Origin of the sequence: Kiloniella sp. EL199, assembly GCF_900313065.1 — a bacterium.
In the GTDB taxonomy this organism is placed as follows: domain Bacteria; phylum Pseudomonadota; class Alphaproteobacteria; order Kiloniellales; family Kiloniellaceae; genus Kiloniella.
In genome coordinates this window covers 1-16,320 of the sequence record NZ_OMPU01000009.1, presented here as the reverse complement: position 1 = coordinate 16,320, position 16,320 = coordinate 1, and the positions used below count along the sequence as shown (strand labels likewise).

Genomic DNA, 16,320 nt, shown 5'->3' with positions numbered 1-16,320 from the left:
GATCAGGACTTCCTGATGCCAATCGAAGACGTGTTCTCTATCTCAGGCCGTGGTACAGTTGTTACCGGTCGTGTTGAGACAGGTGTTCTTAAAGTTGGTGAAGAGATCGAGATCGTTGGTATCCGTGATACTCAGAAAACGACTTGTACTGGTGTTGAAATGTTCCGCAAGCTTCTCGATCAGGGTGAAGCGGGTGATAACGTTGGTGCACTTCTACGTGGCGTTGGTCGTGAAGATGTTGAGCGTGGTCAGGTTCTTGCGAAGCCAGGTTCGATTACGCCTCACACAAACTTCAAGGCAGAAGCTTATATTCTGACGAAAGAAGAGGGTGGTCGTCACACACCATTCTTCTCTAACTATCGTCCACAGTTTTACTTCCGTACCACAGATGTTACGGGTGTTGTTTCTCTGCCAGAGGGTACAGAGATGGTAATGCCAGGTGATAACATTGCTATGGATGTTGAGCTTATTGCGCCAATCGCGATGAGCGATGGTCTGCGTTTTGCGATCCGTGAAGGCGGCCGTACCGTTGGTGCTGGTGTCGTTTCAAGCATCTCAAAATAAAATAAAAAAACGTTGATAGCGACGGGGCGTCCTGTTAGAACGCCCCGTCTCCAAGTTGATCTTCTCCGATTCACTTGGATGCAACGAAAAAATGTAGGAGAGTAGCTCAATTGGTAGAGCACCGGTCTCCAAAACCGGGGGTTGTGGGTTCGAGTCCCTCCTCTCCTGCCACTTAGAACCCAGCGTGTGCTGGGTTTTGGCATAGTTGGCACCAGGTCTTATTTCTTGCAAATAATACGGTGTATAACTAAATAAGTTTGTATCGATCCGCTCTGTAAGAGCATTAAGTCAAAGGCGTTTGAGAATGGCAAAGACCAACCCCGGTCAGCTCATGAAGGAATTTCGTCAGGAACTGAGCAAAGTTACCTGGCCAACCCGTAAAGAGACTCTCGTTACCACTGGTATGGTGTTCGTGATGGTTACTCTGACGGCGACATTCTTCTTTCTCGTCGACTTGGTTCTTAATCAGGGTGTGAAACTTGTCTTAGGTCTGGGAGGATAAAATCATGGCTGTACGTTGGTATGTAATCCATGTCTATTCCGGATTTGAAAAAAAAGTAGCTGAATCCATTCGTGAGCAAGCTGCTAAAAAGGGTATGGAAGACCGTTTTGAAGAAGTGCTGGTTCCTACTGAAGAAGTAGTCGAGATGCGCCGCGGTCAACGTATTAATGCTGAGCGTAAGTTCTTTCCCGGTTATGTGATGGTCAAGATGGACCTGACGGATGAGAGCTGGCACTTGGTGAAAGATACGCCAAAAGTTACAGGTTTTCTTGGTGGGAAGGGGCGTCCTTTGCCGATATCCGAGCGGGAAGCGCAGGCAATGCTGCAGCAGGTCCAGGAAGGTGTCGATCGTCCTCGTCCATCTGTTACGTTTGAGGTTGGGGAAACCATTCGTGTTAGCGATGGTCCGTTTGCTTCGTTTAACGGTGTTGTTGAAGAAGTTGACGAAGAAAAAGCCCGTCTCAAGGTTGCTGTCTCTATCTTTGGTCGTTCAACGCCGGTTGAACTGGAATACGATCAGGTCGAGAAGCAGTAAAATCGTTTCAAGTTTTTCGTTAAGCGATCATATGTGTGGTTGCTCCTGGTGCGGTGGGCCTGCCATAGCCATACCGCGCACCCAAACTAAATGAGGGTAAATCAATGGCAAAGAAAATCGAAGGCTATATCAAGCTTGAGATCCCTGCTGGTGCTGCTAATCCATCACCACCTGTGGGTCCTGCGCTTGGTCAGCGTGGTCTTAATATCATGGAATTCTGTAAGGCATTTAATGCTGCAACAGGTGACATGGAGAAAAACACTCCAGTTCCTGTTATCATTACTGCATACAGTGACCGTTCTTTCACATTCGTTACAAAAACGCCACCTGCCAGCTTCTATCTGAAAAAAGCTGCAGGCCTTGCTAAGGGTTCTTCTGAAACCGGTAAGGGTTATGTTGGTTCTGTAACAATGGATCAGGTTCGTGAGATTGCTCAGACTAAACTTGTAGATCTGAACGCAAACGATCTGGATGCTGCTAGCCAAATCATTATGGGTACAGCGCGTTCCATGGGCTTGGAAGTGAAGGGATAAGATCATGGCGAAAAAAGGTAAGCGTATTTCAAGCGCCTATGAAGGTCTTGACCGTGAAAAGCTTTATGATCTTGGTGAAGCTGTAAAGCACATCAAAGCTAATGCAAAAACAAAGTTCGACGAAACTCTGGAAATTGCGATGAACCTGGGTGTTGACCCACGTCATGCTGACCAGAACGTTCGCGGCGTTGTTCCTTTGCCACACGGTACAGGTAAATCTGTTCGTGTTGCTGTTTTTGCACGTGATGCAAAAGCTGAAGAAGCGAAAGAAGCTGGTGCGGAAATCGTTGGTGCTGAAGATCTTATGGAGAAGATCCAGGGCGGCGAAATGGATTTCGATCGTGTGATTGCGACTCCTGACATGATGGCTATTGTTGGTCGTCTTGGTAAGGTTCTTGGTCCTCGCGGTCTTATGCCAAACCCGAAACTTGGTACTGTTACTCCTGACGTTAAAGGCGCTGTTGAAGCTGCTAAATCCGGTCAGGTTGAGTTCCGTGCCGAGAAAGCCGGTATTGTTCACGCTGGCATTGGCAAAATGAGCTTTGGTGAAGATCAGTTGGTTGAGAACGTTCGCGCGTTCGTAGCCGCGATCAACAAAGCGAAGCCAGCAGGCGCAAAAGGTACATATGTAAAGCGTGTTGCGATCTCATCCACGATGGGTCCAGGCGTTAAACTGGAAGTTTCTTCACTTTCTGCAGAGTAATCTCTGTACGTAGAGAAATTTTTGGTGTATTAGGGCATCACTCAGCGGGAGAATTCGTTCTTCCGCTGTTCCTGCAGCAGGATTTTTAATTCTGTTGCGACCTGTCCGAGACTGTGGGTGTTGTGCTTCGGCGGAACTTAAGTCCTTGTGGGGCCTACATAGACGGGAAGCGAGTTATAGCACGCCGGGTCCTCCGGCTGTGTAAGGCTTGAACTTCCAGGACAGGCGAACCGAATCCTTCTAGTGATGAGGGGTTCTCGTGCAAATCGATCTGAATTCATTTGGCCGAGTCCATGTGAGTTAGATCAAAAACGAGCGGAGCTACCGTGGATCGTACACAGAAAGAACAGCTCGTCGCTTTCCTTAAGGAAGTCTTCGACGACTCCGGCCTTGTTGTTGTTACTCAGCAATCTGGTCTGACAGTTTCAGAAGTTTCCGAATTGCGTTCAGACGCAAGGGATAACGGCGCTAGCTACAAAGTTGCGAAAAACCGGCTGGCGAAAATTGCTCTTGACGGCACGAAATTTGAGGCACTGAAGCCACTGTTTACTGGTCCAACAGCTGTTACGACATCTGTTGACCCAATTGCAGCGGCTAAAGTCTGCGTCGAGTTCGCCAAGAAGAACGAGAAGCTGACTGTTGTCGGTGGTGCGATGGGTGACACAATCCTTGATGCTGATGGCGTTAAGGCTCTTGCAACTCTTCCTTCACTCGACGAATTGCGCGGCAAACTGGTTGGCCTGTTGCAGGCGCCTGCTACAAAAGTTGCAGGTGTTACGCAAGCTCCGGCTGGTCAGCTAGCACGCGTATTTGGTGCCTACGGGTCTCAAGGCGAAGCTGCTTAACGGTTTTGTTAAATTTTCTCTGTTCAAGCCTTTAGAGGATATGAATTATTATGGCTGATCTTGATAAATTGGTTGACGAACTGTCCAAACTGACAGTTCTTGAAGCTGCTGAACTTTCCAAAAAGCTTGAAGAGCACTGGGGCGTTTCTGCTGCTGCTCCTGTAGCTGTAGCTGCTGCTGCTGGCGGCGGTGATGCTGGTGGTGCTGCTGCTGAAAAGACTGAGTTCGATGTTGTTCTGGCTTCTGTTGGTGATAAGAAAATCAACGTAATTAAAGAAGTTCGCGGCATCACAGGCCTTGGTCTGAAAGAAGCAAAAGAGCTAGTTGAATCTGCTCCTAAAGCTGTTAAAGAAGGTGTCGATAAAGCAGAAGCTGAAGACATCAAAGGTAAACTGGAAGCAGCTGGCGCAACTGTAGAAGTCAAGTAATTTTGGCTCTTGCGTCACTACCAGTTTTAGAAAACCCGGCCGGTACACAGCGCAAGCTGTGTGTCGCGCCGGTTTTCTGCGCCTTTCAGGGGTAAGGCGTGAAATTATCCTGAAGCTAACTAAGTTGTTCGGGTTAACACGGACAGATTTGTTGGCGATTGTTTAGACATTTATTGGCGTTGGGGAGCCTCCCTTTCGTCAACACCCAATGGGACGAGGACGTTACTGACATGGCGAGATCGTTTACGGGTCGCAAGCGCATTCGCAAGGACTTCGGGCGTATCACGGAAGTGAGCACTATGCCTAATTTGATTGAAGTCCAGAAAGCATCTTACGATCAGTTCCTACAGGTAGGCGTTCCTGCTGCTGAGCGCAAAACTACCGGACTTCAAGAAGTATTTGAATCGATTTTCTCGATCAAAGATTTTGCTGAAAAGTCTGAACTGCAGTTTCTGCGTTACGAGCTGGAACAACCTAAGTTTGACGTAGAAGAATGCCAACAACGTGGCATTACCTATGCTGCACCTCTCAAGGTTACCTTGAGGCTGGTCGTTTGGGACGTAGACGAAGATACTGGCGCAAGATCAATCCGTGACATCAAGGAACAAGATGTCTACATGGGTGATCTGCCGATGATGACGCGTTACGGTACATTTGTTGTGAATGGCACTGAGCGTGTAATCGTTTCTCAGATGCACCGTAGTCCCGGTGTATTCTTTGACCATGATCGTGGCAAAACCCATTCATCAGGTAAATTCCTGTTTGCTGCTCGCGTTATCCCTTACCGTGGTTCATGGCTTGACCTTGAATTTGATGCGAAAGACCTTGTCTATGTTCGTATCGATCGCCGCCGTAAGCTTCCTGCTACAACGCTATTACTCGCGCTTGATAATGCAGAAACGGCTGCACGTCGCGCTGAGCTGGAAGAAGCAAACGAAGTTCTTGATCCTCAAGAAGCACAGGGTATGTCACCAGAAGATCTGTTGAACTTCTTTTATGACACTGTGACTTATGAAAAATCCGGAAACGGCTGGAAGCGTCCTTTTGATGCTGAAGCCTTGAAGGGTGTTAAGCTTAACAACGATCTTATTGATGCGAAAACGGGTGATGTTGCTGCGGAAGCAGGAACGAAGTTGACACCGCGTCAAATTCGTAAGCTGGTTGATGGTGGTCTGACGGATATTTTTGTCCCAGGTGATGATCTGTTTGGATCTTACATTGCGAATGATCACATCAATGCATCTACTGGTGAAGTTATTTGTGAAGCTGGTGAAGAAATTACCGAAGAGCTTTTGGAAGAACTTGCTGGTACAGGACTTTCTGAAATTGAAGTTCTCGGTATCGACAATGTGAAGGTTGGTCCATATATCCGTAACACACTTGCTGCGGATAAGAATGCAACACGTGAAGATGCTCTTCTGGATATCTATCGTGTGATGCGTCCTGGTGAGCCTCCAACCCTTGAAGCTGCTGAAAAAATGTTCAACGGTCTGTTCTTTGATTCAGAGCGCTATGATCTTTCTTCTGTTGGCCGTGTGAAGATGAACGCACGTCTTGATTTCGAGACTGATGACCAGCTTCGTACATTGCGTCGTGAAGACATCATGGAGATCGTCAAGATCCTCTGCGAACTGAAAGATGGTAAGGGTGAAATTGATGATATCGATCACCTTGGTAACCGTCGTGTTCGTTCTGTTGGTGAGTTGATGGAAAACCAGTTCCGCGTCGGCCTCCTGCGTATGGAACGTGCGATCAAGGAGCGCATGAGCTCTGTTGAGATCGACACGGTTATGCCTCACGATCTGATCAATGCGAAACCTGTTGCTGCTGCTATTCGTGAATTCTTTGGTTCTTCACAGCTTTCACAGTTTATGGATCAGACGAACCCGCTTTCAGAAATTACGCACAAGCGTCGTGTTTCTGCATTGGGCCCTGGCGGTCTAACGCGTGAGCGTGCTGGCTTTGAGGTTCGTGACGTGCATGCAACGCACTACGGACGTATCTGCCCGATTGAGACACCAGAGGGACCAAACATTGGTCTGATTAACTCTCTGGCGACTTTCGCGCGCGTGAATCCTTATGGCTTTATTGAGAGCCCGTATCGCAAAGTTGTTGACGGTGTTGTTACTGATGAGGTTGTTTACCTCAGCGCGATCGAAGAAGGTCGTTATACAATTGCGGAAGCAAATGCTGCACTGAACGAAGACAATACTTTTGTGGAAGAACTGGTTTCTTGCCGTAAGAGTGGTGACTACTTCATTTCGCGTAGTGAAGATATCAACCTGATTGATGTGTCGCCGAAACAGCTCGTTTCTGTTGCTGCTGCTTTGATTCCGTTCCTTGAAAACGATGATGCGAACCGTGCTCTTATGGGCTCTAACATGCAACGTCAGGCGGTTCCGCTGCTTAAAGCAGAAGCACCGTTTGTTGGAACAGGTATGGAGCCACGTGTTGCGCAGGATTCCGGTGTATCTATTTCAGCACGCCGTGGTGGTGTTGTTGACCAGGTAGATGCAACGCGTATCGTTGTTCGTGTTCGTGATGACATGTCCACGGGTGAGGGCGCGGTCGACATTTATAACCTGTCGAAATTCCAGCGTTCAAATCAGGGTACATGTATTAACCAACGTCCGTTGGTTAAAGTTGGTGACCGTGTTTCCCGCGGTGACATCATGGCTGATGGTCCTTCTACTGATCTTGGCGAATTGGCTCTTGGTCGTAACGTTCTCGTGGCATTTATGCCTTGGAATGGTTATAACTATGAAGATTCAATTCTGATCTCTGAGCGTATTGTACGCGACGATGTCTTTACTTCAATTCATATCGAAGCTTATGAAGTAATGGCACGTGATACCAAGCTTGGTCAGGAAGAAATCACACGTGATATTCCAAACGTTGGTGAAGATGCCCTTCGCAACCTCGATGAAGCTGGTATGGTTTACATCGGTGCTGAAGTTCAGCCGGGTGATATCCTTGTTGGTAAGGTAACGCCAAAAGGCGAGTCTCCGATGACGCCGGAAGAAAAACTTCTTCGTGCGATCTTTGGTGAAAAAGCATCTGACGTTCGCGATACATCCCTTCGCGTTCCTCCTGGGGGCGTTGGTACTGTTGTTGACGTACGCGTCTTCTCTCGCCGTGGTGTTGAGAAAGATGAGCGTGAACTTGCTATTGAGCGTCTGGAAATCGAACATCTTGCGAAAGACCGTGATGATGAACGTGGTATTCTGGAACGTTCCTTCTATGATCGTCTGAAAGAATTCGTTCTTGGTAATGTTGTTGTTAGTGGTCCAAAGGGTATGTCTACCGGTGTTAAGGTTGACGAAGCTCTTCTTGCTGACTTCACACCTGGCCAGTGGCGTCAGATTGCTGTTGAAGACGATGCCGCCCAGACTGAAATTGAAGCACTTAACAAGCAGTTTGAAGAGTCAATTGACGAACTGACAAAGCGCTTTGATGACAAGGTTCAAAAGCTACAGCGTGGTGATGAGCTTCTTCCTGGCGTGATGAAGATGGTTAAAGTCTTTGTTGCTGTGAAGCGTAAGCTTCAGCCTGGTGATAAGATGGCTGGTCGTCACGGAAACAAAGGTGTTATCTCTCGCATTATGCCTGTGGAAGATATGCCTTATACCGAAGATGGCACACCTGTTGATATCGTGTTGAACCCTCTGGGTGTTCCATCACGTATGAACGTTGGTCAAATCCTCGAAACTCACTTGGGTTGGGCGTGTCGTGGCCTTGGTCACCAGATTGGTGATATGGCTGTGGATGCGCGTCGTACAGGTGATTACGATAATCTTAAATCTAAGTTACTCGATGTTTATGGTGAAAAAGACTATAACGACGACATCATAGATATGAATACTGATGAGCTTGACGAACTGGGTTACAACCTACGTAACGGTGTTCCGATTGCAACTCCTGTATTTGATGGTGCCAAGGAAAAAGACGTCGTTGAGATGCTGGAAAAGGCCGGATTGGATAGTTCTGGTCAGGTTCGTCTCATTGATGGTCGTACCGGTGAACAGTTCGACCGTAGTGTAACCGTTGGTTATATCTATATGTTGAAACTGCATCACCTTGTTGACGACAAGATCCATGCACGTTCTATTGGCCCATACTCTCTTGTTACGCAGCAGCCATTGGGCGGTAAAGCTCAGTTTGGTGGACAGCGTTTCGGTGAGATGGAGGTTTGGGCACTCGAAGCTTATGGTGCTGCTTATACCTTGCAGGAAATGTTGACAGTTAAATCTGATGACGTGTCCGGACGTACCAAAGTTTATGAAGCTATCGTCAAGGGTGATGAGAACTTCGAAGCAGGTATTCCTGAGTCCTTTAACGTTTTGGTCAAAGAGCTTCGTTCTCTTGGTCTGAATGTGGAATTGACACAAAGTGATGCTTGATAACAGGGGCCTTCGAGCCCCTGTAATTAACGTTAAAGATTTAGTGAATAAAATTTTGTCGGGAGACACCGATGTCCAATGAGTTGATGAATATTTTCGGCCAAACTTCTGGGCCAGCGACGTTCGATCAGATCAGGATCTCTATTGCGAGCCCTGAGCGGATCCGTTCATGGTCATTTGGCGAAATCAAGAAGCCAGAAACCATCAACTATCGTACTTTTAAACCAGAACGCGACGGCCTTTTCTGTGCGCGAATTTTTGGTCCGATTAAAGATTACGAATGCTTGTGTGGTAAATACAAGCGTATGAAATATCGTGGTATTATCTGTGAAAAATGTGGTGTTGAAGTCACACTTTCCAAGGTACGTCGCGAACGTATGGGTCACATTGAACTGGCGAGCCCGGTTGCACATATTTGGTTCTTGAAATCTCTTCCTAGCCGTATTGGCCTTTTGGTTGATATGCCGCTGAAAGATCTGGAACGTATTCTCTATTTCGAGAATTTCGTTGTTGTTGAGCCTGGGCTGACACCGATGAAACAGCATCAGCTGCTTTCTGAAGAAGAGTTCATGGATGCGCAAGACGAGTACGGTGATGATGCTTTCACTGCGAAAATTGGTGCTGAAGCGATTAAGGATATCCTGAGTAATCTTGATCTTGAAGAAGAGAAAGATGATATCCGTCAGGAACTTCGTGATACCAATTCCGAAGCAAAGCGTAAGAAGCTTGTTAAGCGTCTTAAAATTGTCGAAGCTTTCCTGGAATCAGGATCGCGCCCAGAGTGGATGATTCTGGATGTTGTTCCAGTGATCCCACCAGAGCTTCGCCCGCTTGTTCCTTTGGATGGTGGTCGTTTTGCGACATCAGATCTTAACGATCTTTACCGTCGTGTGATTAACCGTAATAACCGCTTGAAGCGTCTGATTGAGCTGCGTGCGCCTGATATTATCGTACGTAATGAAAAACGTATGCTTCAGGAATCCGTCGATGCTCTCTTCGATAACGGTCGTCGTGGTCGTGTAATTACCGGTGCTAACAAGCGTCCTCTGAAATCTCTTTCAGACATGTTGAAAGGTAAACAGGGTCGTTTCCGTCAGAACCTTCTGGGTAAACGTGTCGACTATTCCGGTCGTTCGGTTATCGTGGTTGGTCCGGAATTGAAACTGCATCAGTGTGGTTTGCCGAAGAAGATGGCGCTTGAACTTTTCAAGCCGTTTATTTACTCCAAGCTTGAACTTTACGGTTTGGCGACAACCATTAAAGCTGCAAAGCGTATGGTTGAGAAAGCCCGCCCGGAAGTTTGGGATATTCTGGAAGAGGTAATCCGTGAGCATCCTGTGATGCTGAACCGTGCGCCAACACTTCATAGACTTGGTATCCAGGCGTTTGAACCTACATTGATCGAAGGTAAAGCTATCCAGCTTCACCCATTGGTATGTACTGCGTTTAACGCTGACTTTGATGGCGATCAAATGGCTGTCCACGTGCCGCTTTCTCTGGAAGCGCAGCTGGAAGCTCGTGTCTTGATGATGTCTACCAACAACATCCTGTCCCCTGCGAACGGTAAACCGATTATTGTTCCTTCTCAGGATATTGTTCTTGGTATCTACTATCTTTCCATGATGAACGAAGGTGATGTCGGTGAAGGTATGGCCTTTGGTGATATGGCTGAGATTGATCATGCTTTGAACAACAAAGTGATCTCGCTACATACCAAAATAAAAGCACGTTACCATTCTGTTGATGCGGAAGGTAATCCGACGTCAACTCTGGAAGAAACGACGGCGGGTCGTATGAAGCTTGCCGAGCTTTATCCACGTCATCCTAAGTTGCCGTTCTCTATGCTGAACCGTTTGCTTCCAAAACGTGAAGTGTCTGAAGTGATTGATATGGTTTATCGTCATTGTGGTCAGAAAGAGACTGTGATTTTCTGTGACCAGATCATGAAACTTGGTTTCAGTCACGCTTGTAAAGCTGGTATTTCGTTCGGTAAAGACGACATGCAGATCCCTGCTGCGAAAGAAGCATTGATCGAAGAAGCTCAAGCACAGGTGAAAGAGTTTGAACAGCAGTATCTTGATGGTCTGATCACACGTGGTGAGAAGTACAACAAGGTCGTTGATATTTGGGCGCAGTGTTCTGACCGTGTTGCCGATGAGATGATGGAAGTTATCGGATCAGGTAAAGGCGACAAGGTAAACTCTGTTTACATGATGGCACACTCTGGTGCGCGTGGTTCTGCGGCTCAGATTAAACAGCTTGCGGGTATGCGTGGTTTGATGGCTAAACCGGATGGCTCTATTATTGAGACACCAATTATTTCAAACTTTAAAGAAGGCCTAACCGTTCTTGAGTACTTCAACTCAACGCACGGTGCACGTAAAGGTCTTGCGGATACAGCGCTTAAAACTGCGAACTCTGGTTATTTGACACGTCGTCTTGTTGATGTTGCACAGGATGCAATTATCACCGAAGAAGATTGTGGTACAGAGACTGGTATGAACATTGCCGCTGTTATTGATGGTGGTGAAGTGATCGCTTCCTTGAGTGAGCGCTTGCTTGGACGTACGACAATGTCAGATATGGTTAGCCCGCTAACCAAAGAGGTCATTGTTCCTGCCGGGCAGATCATTTCAGAGGAACATCTGGACGAAATCGATCGTTCTGGTTTGGACTCTGTTCTTGTACGTTCGCCGCTGATGTGTGAATCCAAAAGTGGTGTTTGTGCGCAGTGTTATGGACGTGACTTGTCTCGTGGTACGAAGGTTTATTCTGGTGAAGCTGTTGGTGTTATCGCAGCTCAGTCTATTGGTGAGCCGGGTACGCAGCTAACAATGCGTACTTTCCACATTGGTGGTGCTGCGCAGGGTGGTTCAGAACAATCATCTATCGAAGCGTCTCTTGATGGTACTGTTCACATTAAAAATCGTAACGTGGTTGTTAATTCCGACGGCTTGCCAATTGTGATGGGCCGTAGTCAGGAATTGATTATCCGTGACGAAAATAACCGTGAACGTGCACGTCACCGTTTGCAGTATGGTGCCAAGTTACTTGTTGACGAAGGCGTTGCCTGTAAAAAAGGTCAAAAGTTGGCAGAATGGGATCCGTATACGACCCCGATCATCTCTGAAAGAGAAGGTATTGCCAATTTCGTTGACTTGGTTGACGGTGTTTCCATGCGTGAAGTCGTTGATGAAACAACGGGTATTTCCAACCGCGAAGTTGTGGAATGGAAAACAGCATCAAAAGGTTCTGATCTGAAGCCACGTATTACACTACGTGACGAAAACGGTGAAGTTATCTTGCTCGATAATGATATGGAAGCACGTTACTTCCTGTCAGTTGGTGCGATCCTTTCTGTTGAGCCTGGTACTGAAATTAAAGCTGGTGACGTTCTTGCGCGTATCCCGCGCGAAGGATCGAAAACACGTGATATTACCGGTGGTCTACCACGTGTTGCTGAGCTTTTCGAAGCACGTAAACCTAAAGATTTCGCTGTTATGTCTGAAATCGCAGGTCGTGTTGAGTATGGTAAAGACTACAAAGCCAAGCGTCGGATTGTTGTTCGTTCCGAAGACGAGAGCATCGAGCCACGCGAATATCTACTTCCAAAAGGTAGACACCTAGCTGTTCAAGAGGGTGACCTCGTTGAAGTCGGCGATCTACTTATGGATGGTAGCTTGGTTCTACACGATATTCTGGATGTTCTTGGGGTTGAGGCTTTGGCTGATTATCTCGTTAACGAAATCCAGAGTGTTTACCGTCTGCAAGGCGTGAAGATTAACGATAAACATATCGAAGTCATCATTCGCCAAATGCTGCAGAAAATTGAAATTATCGACGGTGGTGACACAACCTTCCTGGTTGGTGAAACTGCAGACCGCGAAGAGTTCGTGGAAGAAAACGAAAAAGCAATTAAAGAAGGTGGTCGTGTTGCGACTGGTCGTCCAATCCTGCAAGGGATTACGAAAGCCAGCTTGCAGACCCGTTCATTTATCTCTGCTGCTTCGTTCCAGGAAACAACACGCGTTCTGACCGAAGCTGCGACCCATGGTAAAATGGATACACTGATCGGGCTGAAAGAAAACGTTATTGTTGGTCGCCTGATACCTGCGGGTACTGGTGCTGTAATGAAGCGAGTTAAGAAACTTGCTGAAGAACAGGATCAGATCATCGCAGCGTCTCAGGATGCCGCAGCGATTGAGGCTATCGACTCTAGCCTCCCTGGTGAACAGACTCCTGCTGAGTAAGAAATTACTCTGTTAGGTAAAAAAGTTTAATCTTGACCAGAGGCGCAGGAAACTGCGCTTCTGGTTAAAGATTTTGTTGGAACCGTCAAAAATTGCTTGCAAGACTTGACGGGTGAGGGACGCAACAATAGTATGCGCCCACTTTCGGGAAGTCATCTCCTGCCGTGAGGCGTGGGGTGTGGACTCGATACCCAAGCTTTCTAACTGTTACACAGGATTGAGATGTCCGCGGACGTTGTTATCCGAACGCGTGACAATTAGTACTGTAATACTGGCTTTAAGGATTGCCTGATGCCTACAATTAACCAATTGATCCGTAAACCGCGTAAAGCGCCGTTTCAGCGGACCAAAGTACCGGCGCTAGAATCATGCCCACAAAAACGTGGTGTATGTACTCGTGTTTATACCACGACGCCGAAAAAACCTAACTCTGCTCTTCGTAAAGTTGCACGTGTGCGTCTGACGAATGGGTTTGAAGTTACTAGCTACATTCCAGGCGAAGGTCATAACCTTCAAGAACACTCTGTCGTGATGATTCGCGGCGGTCGTGTGAAGGATTTGCCTGGTGTTCGTTATCATGTAATTCGTGGTACTCTGGATACTCAGGGTGTCAAAGATCGTCGCCAACGTCGTTCAAAATACGGCGCGAAGCGTCCGAAGTAAGGCAAAGGATCTACCATGTCTCGTCGCCATAGAGCTGAGAAGCGTGAAATCCTGCCAGACCCAAAGTTTGGTGATATCACGCTAAGTAAATTTATGAACTGCCTGATGCTTGACGGTAAAAAAGCAGTTGCTGAAAAGATCGTTTACGGTGCGCTTGAGCGTATTGAAGAACGTAATAAAACAGAAGATACAGTTTCTGTTTTTCATGAAGCACTAGGTAATGTTCGTCCGGATTTGGAAGTTCGCTCCCGCCGTGTTGGTGGTGCAACTTACCAGGTTCCAGTTGAAGTTCGCTCTACACGTGCCCAAGCCCTCGCCATTCGTTGGTTGATTGGTGCTGCGCGTAAGCGTTCTGAAAATACAATGGTTGACCGTCTAGCTAATGAGCTGATGGATGCTGCTAACAACCGCGGTGCTGCTGTTAAGAAGCGTGAAGACACGCATAAAATGGCAGAGGCTAACAAAGCCTTCTCACACTACCGTTGGTAATTTAAAGAGGTCATCGTTATGTCACGGACGACCCCGCTTGAGCGGTATCGTAACATCGGTATCATGGCACACATTGATGCTGGTAAAACAACAACCACAGAACGTATTCTGTATTATACTGGCGTGTCTCACAAAATTGGTGAAGTACACGACGGTAATGCGACTATGGACTGGATGGAGCAGGAGCAAGAGCGAGGTATTACCATTACCTCTGCTGCAACAACCTGTTTCTGGAATGATCACCGTATTAACATCATTGATACACCGGGCCACGTTGACTTCACGATTGAAGTTGAGCGTTCCTTGCGTGTTCTCGATGGTGCGGTAGCTGTCTTTGATTCGGTTGCTGGTGTTGAGCCTCAATCTGAAACAGTTTGGCGTCAGGCTGATAAATACAGTGTTCCTCGTATGTGTTTCGTCAACAAGATGGATCGTACAGGTGCTGATTTCTATCGCTGCGTCGATATGATGGTTAAGCGTCTAAGCGCTGTTCCTCTCGTTCTACAAATTCCAATCGGCGCAGAAGCCGAATATAAAGGTGTTGTAGATCTTCTGAAAATGAAGGCGATCGTCTGGAATGACGAAAGCATGGGTGCGAACTACGACGAAGAAGACATTCCTGCAGATCTCGTAGATAAAGCGAACGAATATCGTGAGCAGCTTATCGAACTTGCTGTTGAGCAAGACGAAGCCGTTATGGAAGCTTACCTTGAAGGTCAAGAGCCAGATATGGAAACGCTTAAGCGTTGTATCCGTACTGGTACAATGAACCTTTCTTTCGTTCCTGTTCTGAACGGTACTGCATTTAAGAACAAAGGTGTTCAGCCTTTGCTTGATGCTGTTATCGATTATATGCCGTCTCCGCTAGACATCGACGATGTTCAGGGTGTTCACCCTGATACAGAAGCTGAAGATTCACGTCCAACTTCTGATGATGCGCCAGCTTCTGGTCTTGCTTTCAAGATCATGACTGACCCATTTGTTGGTTCGTTGACATTCGTACGTATTTACTCTGGTGTTCTTGAGACTGGTACTCAGATCACGAACTCTGTTAAGGGTAAGCGCGAGCGTATTGGTCGTATGCTTCAGATGCATGCGAACAGCCGTGAAGATGTTAAACAGGCACGCGCAGGTGACATCGTTGCTATTGCGGGTCTTAAAGATACAACAACTGGTGACACACTCTGTGATAACCTCAAGCCAATTATTCTTGAGCGTATGGAATTCCCAGAGCCTGTTATCGAGGTTGCTGTTGAGCCTAAGACTAAAGCTGACCAGGAAAAAATGGGTATCGCTCTGAACCGTTTGGCTCAGGAAGATCCTTCTTTCCGTGTATCTTCTGATAACGAAAGTGGTCAGACTGTCATCAAAGGCATGGGTGAGCTTCACCTTGATATTCTTGTTGACCGTATGCGTCGTGAATTTAAAGTTGATGCGAACGTTGGTGCGCCACAGGTTGCTTATCGTGAAACAATCACACGTAAGTGTGAAATTGATTACACGCATAAGAAACAGTCTGGTGGTTCAGGTCAGTTCGCGCGTATCAAAGTTGAATTTGAACCATTGGAGCCAGGCTCAGGGTTTGAATTTGAAAGCAAGATTGTCGGTGGTTCTGTTCCTCGTGAATACATCCCTGGTGTTGAAAAAGGACTTACGCAGTCCAATGACGCCGGTGTTGTCGCGGGCTTCCCGATGATCGACTACAAGGCTACCCTGATTGATGGTGCTAGCCACGATGTCGATTCTTCTGTGCTTGCCTTTGAGATCGCTGCTAAAGCAGCATTCCGTGAAGGTATTCCGAAGGGCGGTTCCGTTCTTCTTGAACCTGTCATGAAGGTCGAAGTTGTAACACCTGACGAATACATGGGTGATATCATTGGTGATCTGAACAGCCGTCGCGGTCAAGTTCAGGGCATGGATGCACGCGGTAATGCTCAGGTTATTAACGCAATGGTGCCTTTGGCAAACATGTTTGGTTACGTAAACAACCTGCGCTCTATGAGCCAGGGTCGTGCACAATATTCAATGGTCTTTGATCACTACGAGCAGGTGCCTAAGGCAGTTGCTGACGAAGTGGTTGCTAAACTGGCTTAACAGCCTCTACTAAAGACTTAATAGGAGTTATAGCCGATGGCTAAGGAAAAGTTTGAGCGGACGAAACCGCACTGTAACGTAGGCACAATTGGTCACGTTGACCATGGTAAGACAACTCTTACTGCTGCGATCACAAAAGTATTGGCTGAGCAGAACGGCCAGGACGCGACAGCGTTTGAAGATATTGATAAGGCACCTGAAGAGCGTGCACGTGGTATCACCATTTCTACGGCACACGTTGAGTATGAGACAGAAGGTCGTCACTATGCTCACGTTGACTGCCCGGGTCACGCTGACTATGTGAAGAACATGAT

Annotated in this window: 13 protein-coding genes and 1 tRNA gene; all 14 read left to right on the top strand. The window is 47.2% G+C overall.

All coding sequences use genetic code 11. The annotated features are described in order from the left end of the window. On the top strand, positions 1–564 hold a 564-nt coding region (locus tag D9A03_RS08500; RefSeq protein ID WP_254054999.1), incomplete at its 5' end, for an EF-Tu/IF-2/RF-3 family GTPase. A 95-nt stretch (positions 565–659) separates the two neighbouring features. Beyond that, positions 660–735, top strand: a tRNA-Trp gene (locus tag D9A03_RS08495). 133 nt (positions 736–868) lie between these two features. Beyond that, positions 869–1,066: a preprotein translocase subunit SecE gene (secE, locus tag D9A03_RS08490; protein WP_046510121.1), complete on the top strand. Its 198-nt coding sequence runs from the start codon at positions 869–871 to the stop codon at positions 1,064–1,066. Positions 1,067–1,070: 4 nt separating this feature from the next. Then, the gene (gene nusG / locus D9A03_RS08485) at positions 1,071–1,601 is read left to right on the top strand and encodes a transcription termination/antitermination protein NusG (protein WP_120496782.1); all 531 of its coding nucleotides are present in this window, start codon (positions 1,071–1,073) and stop codon (positions 1,599–1,601) included. Positions 1,602–1,705: 104 nt separating this feature from the next. Continuing rightward, positions 1,706–2,134: a 50S ribosomal protein L11 gene (gene rplK / locus D9A03_RS08480; protein WP_120496781.1), complete on the top strand. Its 429-nt coding sequence runs from the start codon at positions 1,706–1,708 to the stop codon at positions 2,132–2,134. 4 nt (positions 2,135–2,138) lie between these two features. Continuing rightward, positions 2,139–2,837: a 50S ribosomal protein L1 gene (gene rplA / locus D9A03_RS08475; protein WP_120496780.1), complete on the top strand. Its 699-nt coding sequence runs from the start codon at positions 2,139–2,141 to the stop codon at positions 2,835–2,837. A 326-nt stretch (positions 2,838–3,163) separates the two neighbouring features. After that, positions 3,164–3,682: a 50S ribosomal protein L10 gene (rplJ, locus tag D9A03_RS08470; RefSeq protein ID WP_120496779.1), complete on the top strand. Its 519-nt coding sequence runs from the start codon at positions 3,164–3,166 to the stop codon at positions 3,680–3,682. 50 nt (positions 3,683–3,732) lie between these two features. Beyond that, complete coding sequence (rplL, locus tag D9A03_RS08465) at positions 3,733–4,110, top strand: 50S ribosomal protein L7/L12 (protein WP_120496778.1); 378 nt, start codon at positions 3,733–3,735, stop codon at positions 4,108–4,110. 230 nt (positions 4,111–4,340) lie between these two features. Further along, positions 4,341–8,510 (top strand): DNA-directed RNA polymerase subunit beta, encoded by a 4,170-nt coding sequence (gene rpoB, locus D9A03_RS08460; RefSeq protein WP_120496777.1) that lies wholly within the window; start codon positions 4,341–4,343, stop codon positions 8,508–8,510. Positions 8,511–8,581: 71 nt separating this feature from the next. Continuing rightward, a complete protein-coding gene (gene rpoC, locus D9A03_RS08455; protein WP_120496776.1) occupies positions 8,582–12,760 on the top strand; it encodes a DNA-directed RNA polymerase subunit beta' in 4,179 nt (1,392 codons plus the stop codon). 291 nt (positions 12,761–13,051) lie between these two features. Further along, on the top strand, positions 13,052–13,423 hold the full coding sequence (gene rpsL, locus D9A03_RS08450; protein ID WP_085900483.1) for a 30S ribosomal protein S12: 372 nt from the start codon (positions 13,052–13,054) through the stop codon (positions 13,421–13,423). A 15-nt stretch (positions 13,424–13,438) separates the two neighbouring features. Further along, complete coding sequence (gene rpsG / locus D9A03_RS08445) at positions 13,439–13,912, top strand: 30S ribosomal protein S7 (RefSeq protein ID WP_085900482.1); 474 nt, start codon at positions 13,439–13,441, stop codon at positions 13,910–13,912. Positions 13,913–13,930: 18 nt separating this feature from the next. Continuing rightward, complete coding sequence (gene fusA, locus D9A03_RS08440) at positions 13,931–16,006, top strand: elongation factor G (protein WP_120496775.1); 2,076 nt, start codon at positions 13,931–13,933, stop codon at positions 16,004–16,006. A 36-nt stretch (positions 16,007–16,042) separates the two neighbouring features. After that, the coding region (locus tag D9A03_RS08435; protein WP_254054998.1) for a GTP-binding protein at positions 16,043–16,320 on the top strand (278 nt) is incomplete at its 3' end.

Excerpts from the sequence above, each read along its gene's own strand:
- secE (WP_046510121.1), top strand. The coding sequence starts at position 869 with ATGGCAAAGACCAACCCCGGTCAGCTCATGAAGGAATTTCGTCAGGAA.
- nusG (WP_120496782.1), top strand. The coding sequence starts at position 1,071 with ATGGCTGTACGTTGGTATGTAATCCATGTCTATTCCGGATTTGAAAAA.
- rplK (WP_120496781.1), top strand. The coding sequence starts at position 1,706 with ATGGCAAAGAAAATCGAAGGCTATATCAAGCTTGAGATCCCTGCTGGT.
- rplA (WP_120496780.1), top strand. The coding sequence starts at position 2,139 with ATGGCGAAAAAAGGTAAGCGTATTTCAAGCGCCTATGAAGGTCTTGAC.
- rplL (WP_120496778.1), top strand. The coding sequence starts at position 3,733 with ATGGCTGATCTTGATAAATTGGTTGACGAACTGTCCAAACTGACAGTT.
- rpoB (WP_120496777.1), top strand. The coding sequence starts at position 4,341 with ATGGCGAGATCGTTTACGGGTCGCAAGCGCATTCGCAAGGACTTCGGG.
- rpoC (WP_120496776.1), top strand. The coding sequence starts at position 8,582 with ATGTCCAATGAGTTGATGAATATTTTCGGCCAAACTTCTGGGCCAGCG.
- rpsL (WP_085900483.1), top strand. The coding sequence starts at position 13,052 with ATGCCTACAATTAACCAATTGATCCGTAAACCGCGTAAAGCGCCGTTT.
- rpsG (WP_085900482.1), top strand. The coding sequence starts at position 13,439 with ATGTCTCGTCGCCATAGAGCTGAGAAGCGTGAAATCCTGCCAGACCCA.
- fusA (WP_120496775.1), top strand. The coding sequence starts at position 13,931 with ATGTCACGGACGACCCCGCTTGAGCGGTATCGTAACATCGGTATCATG.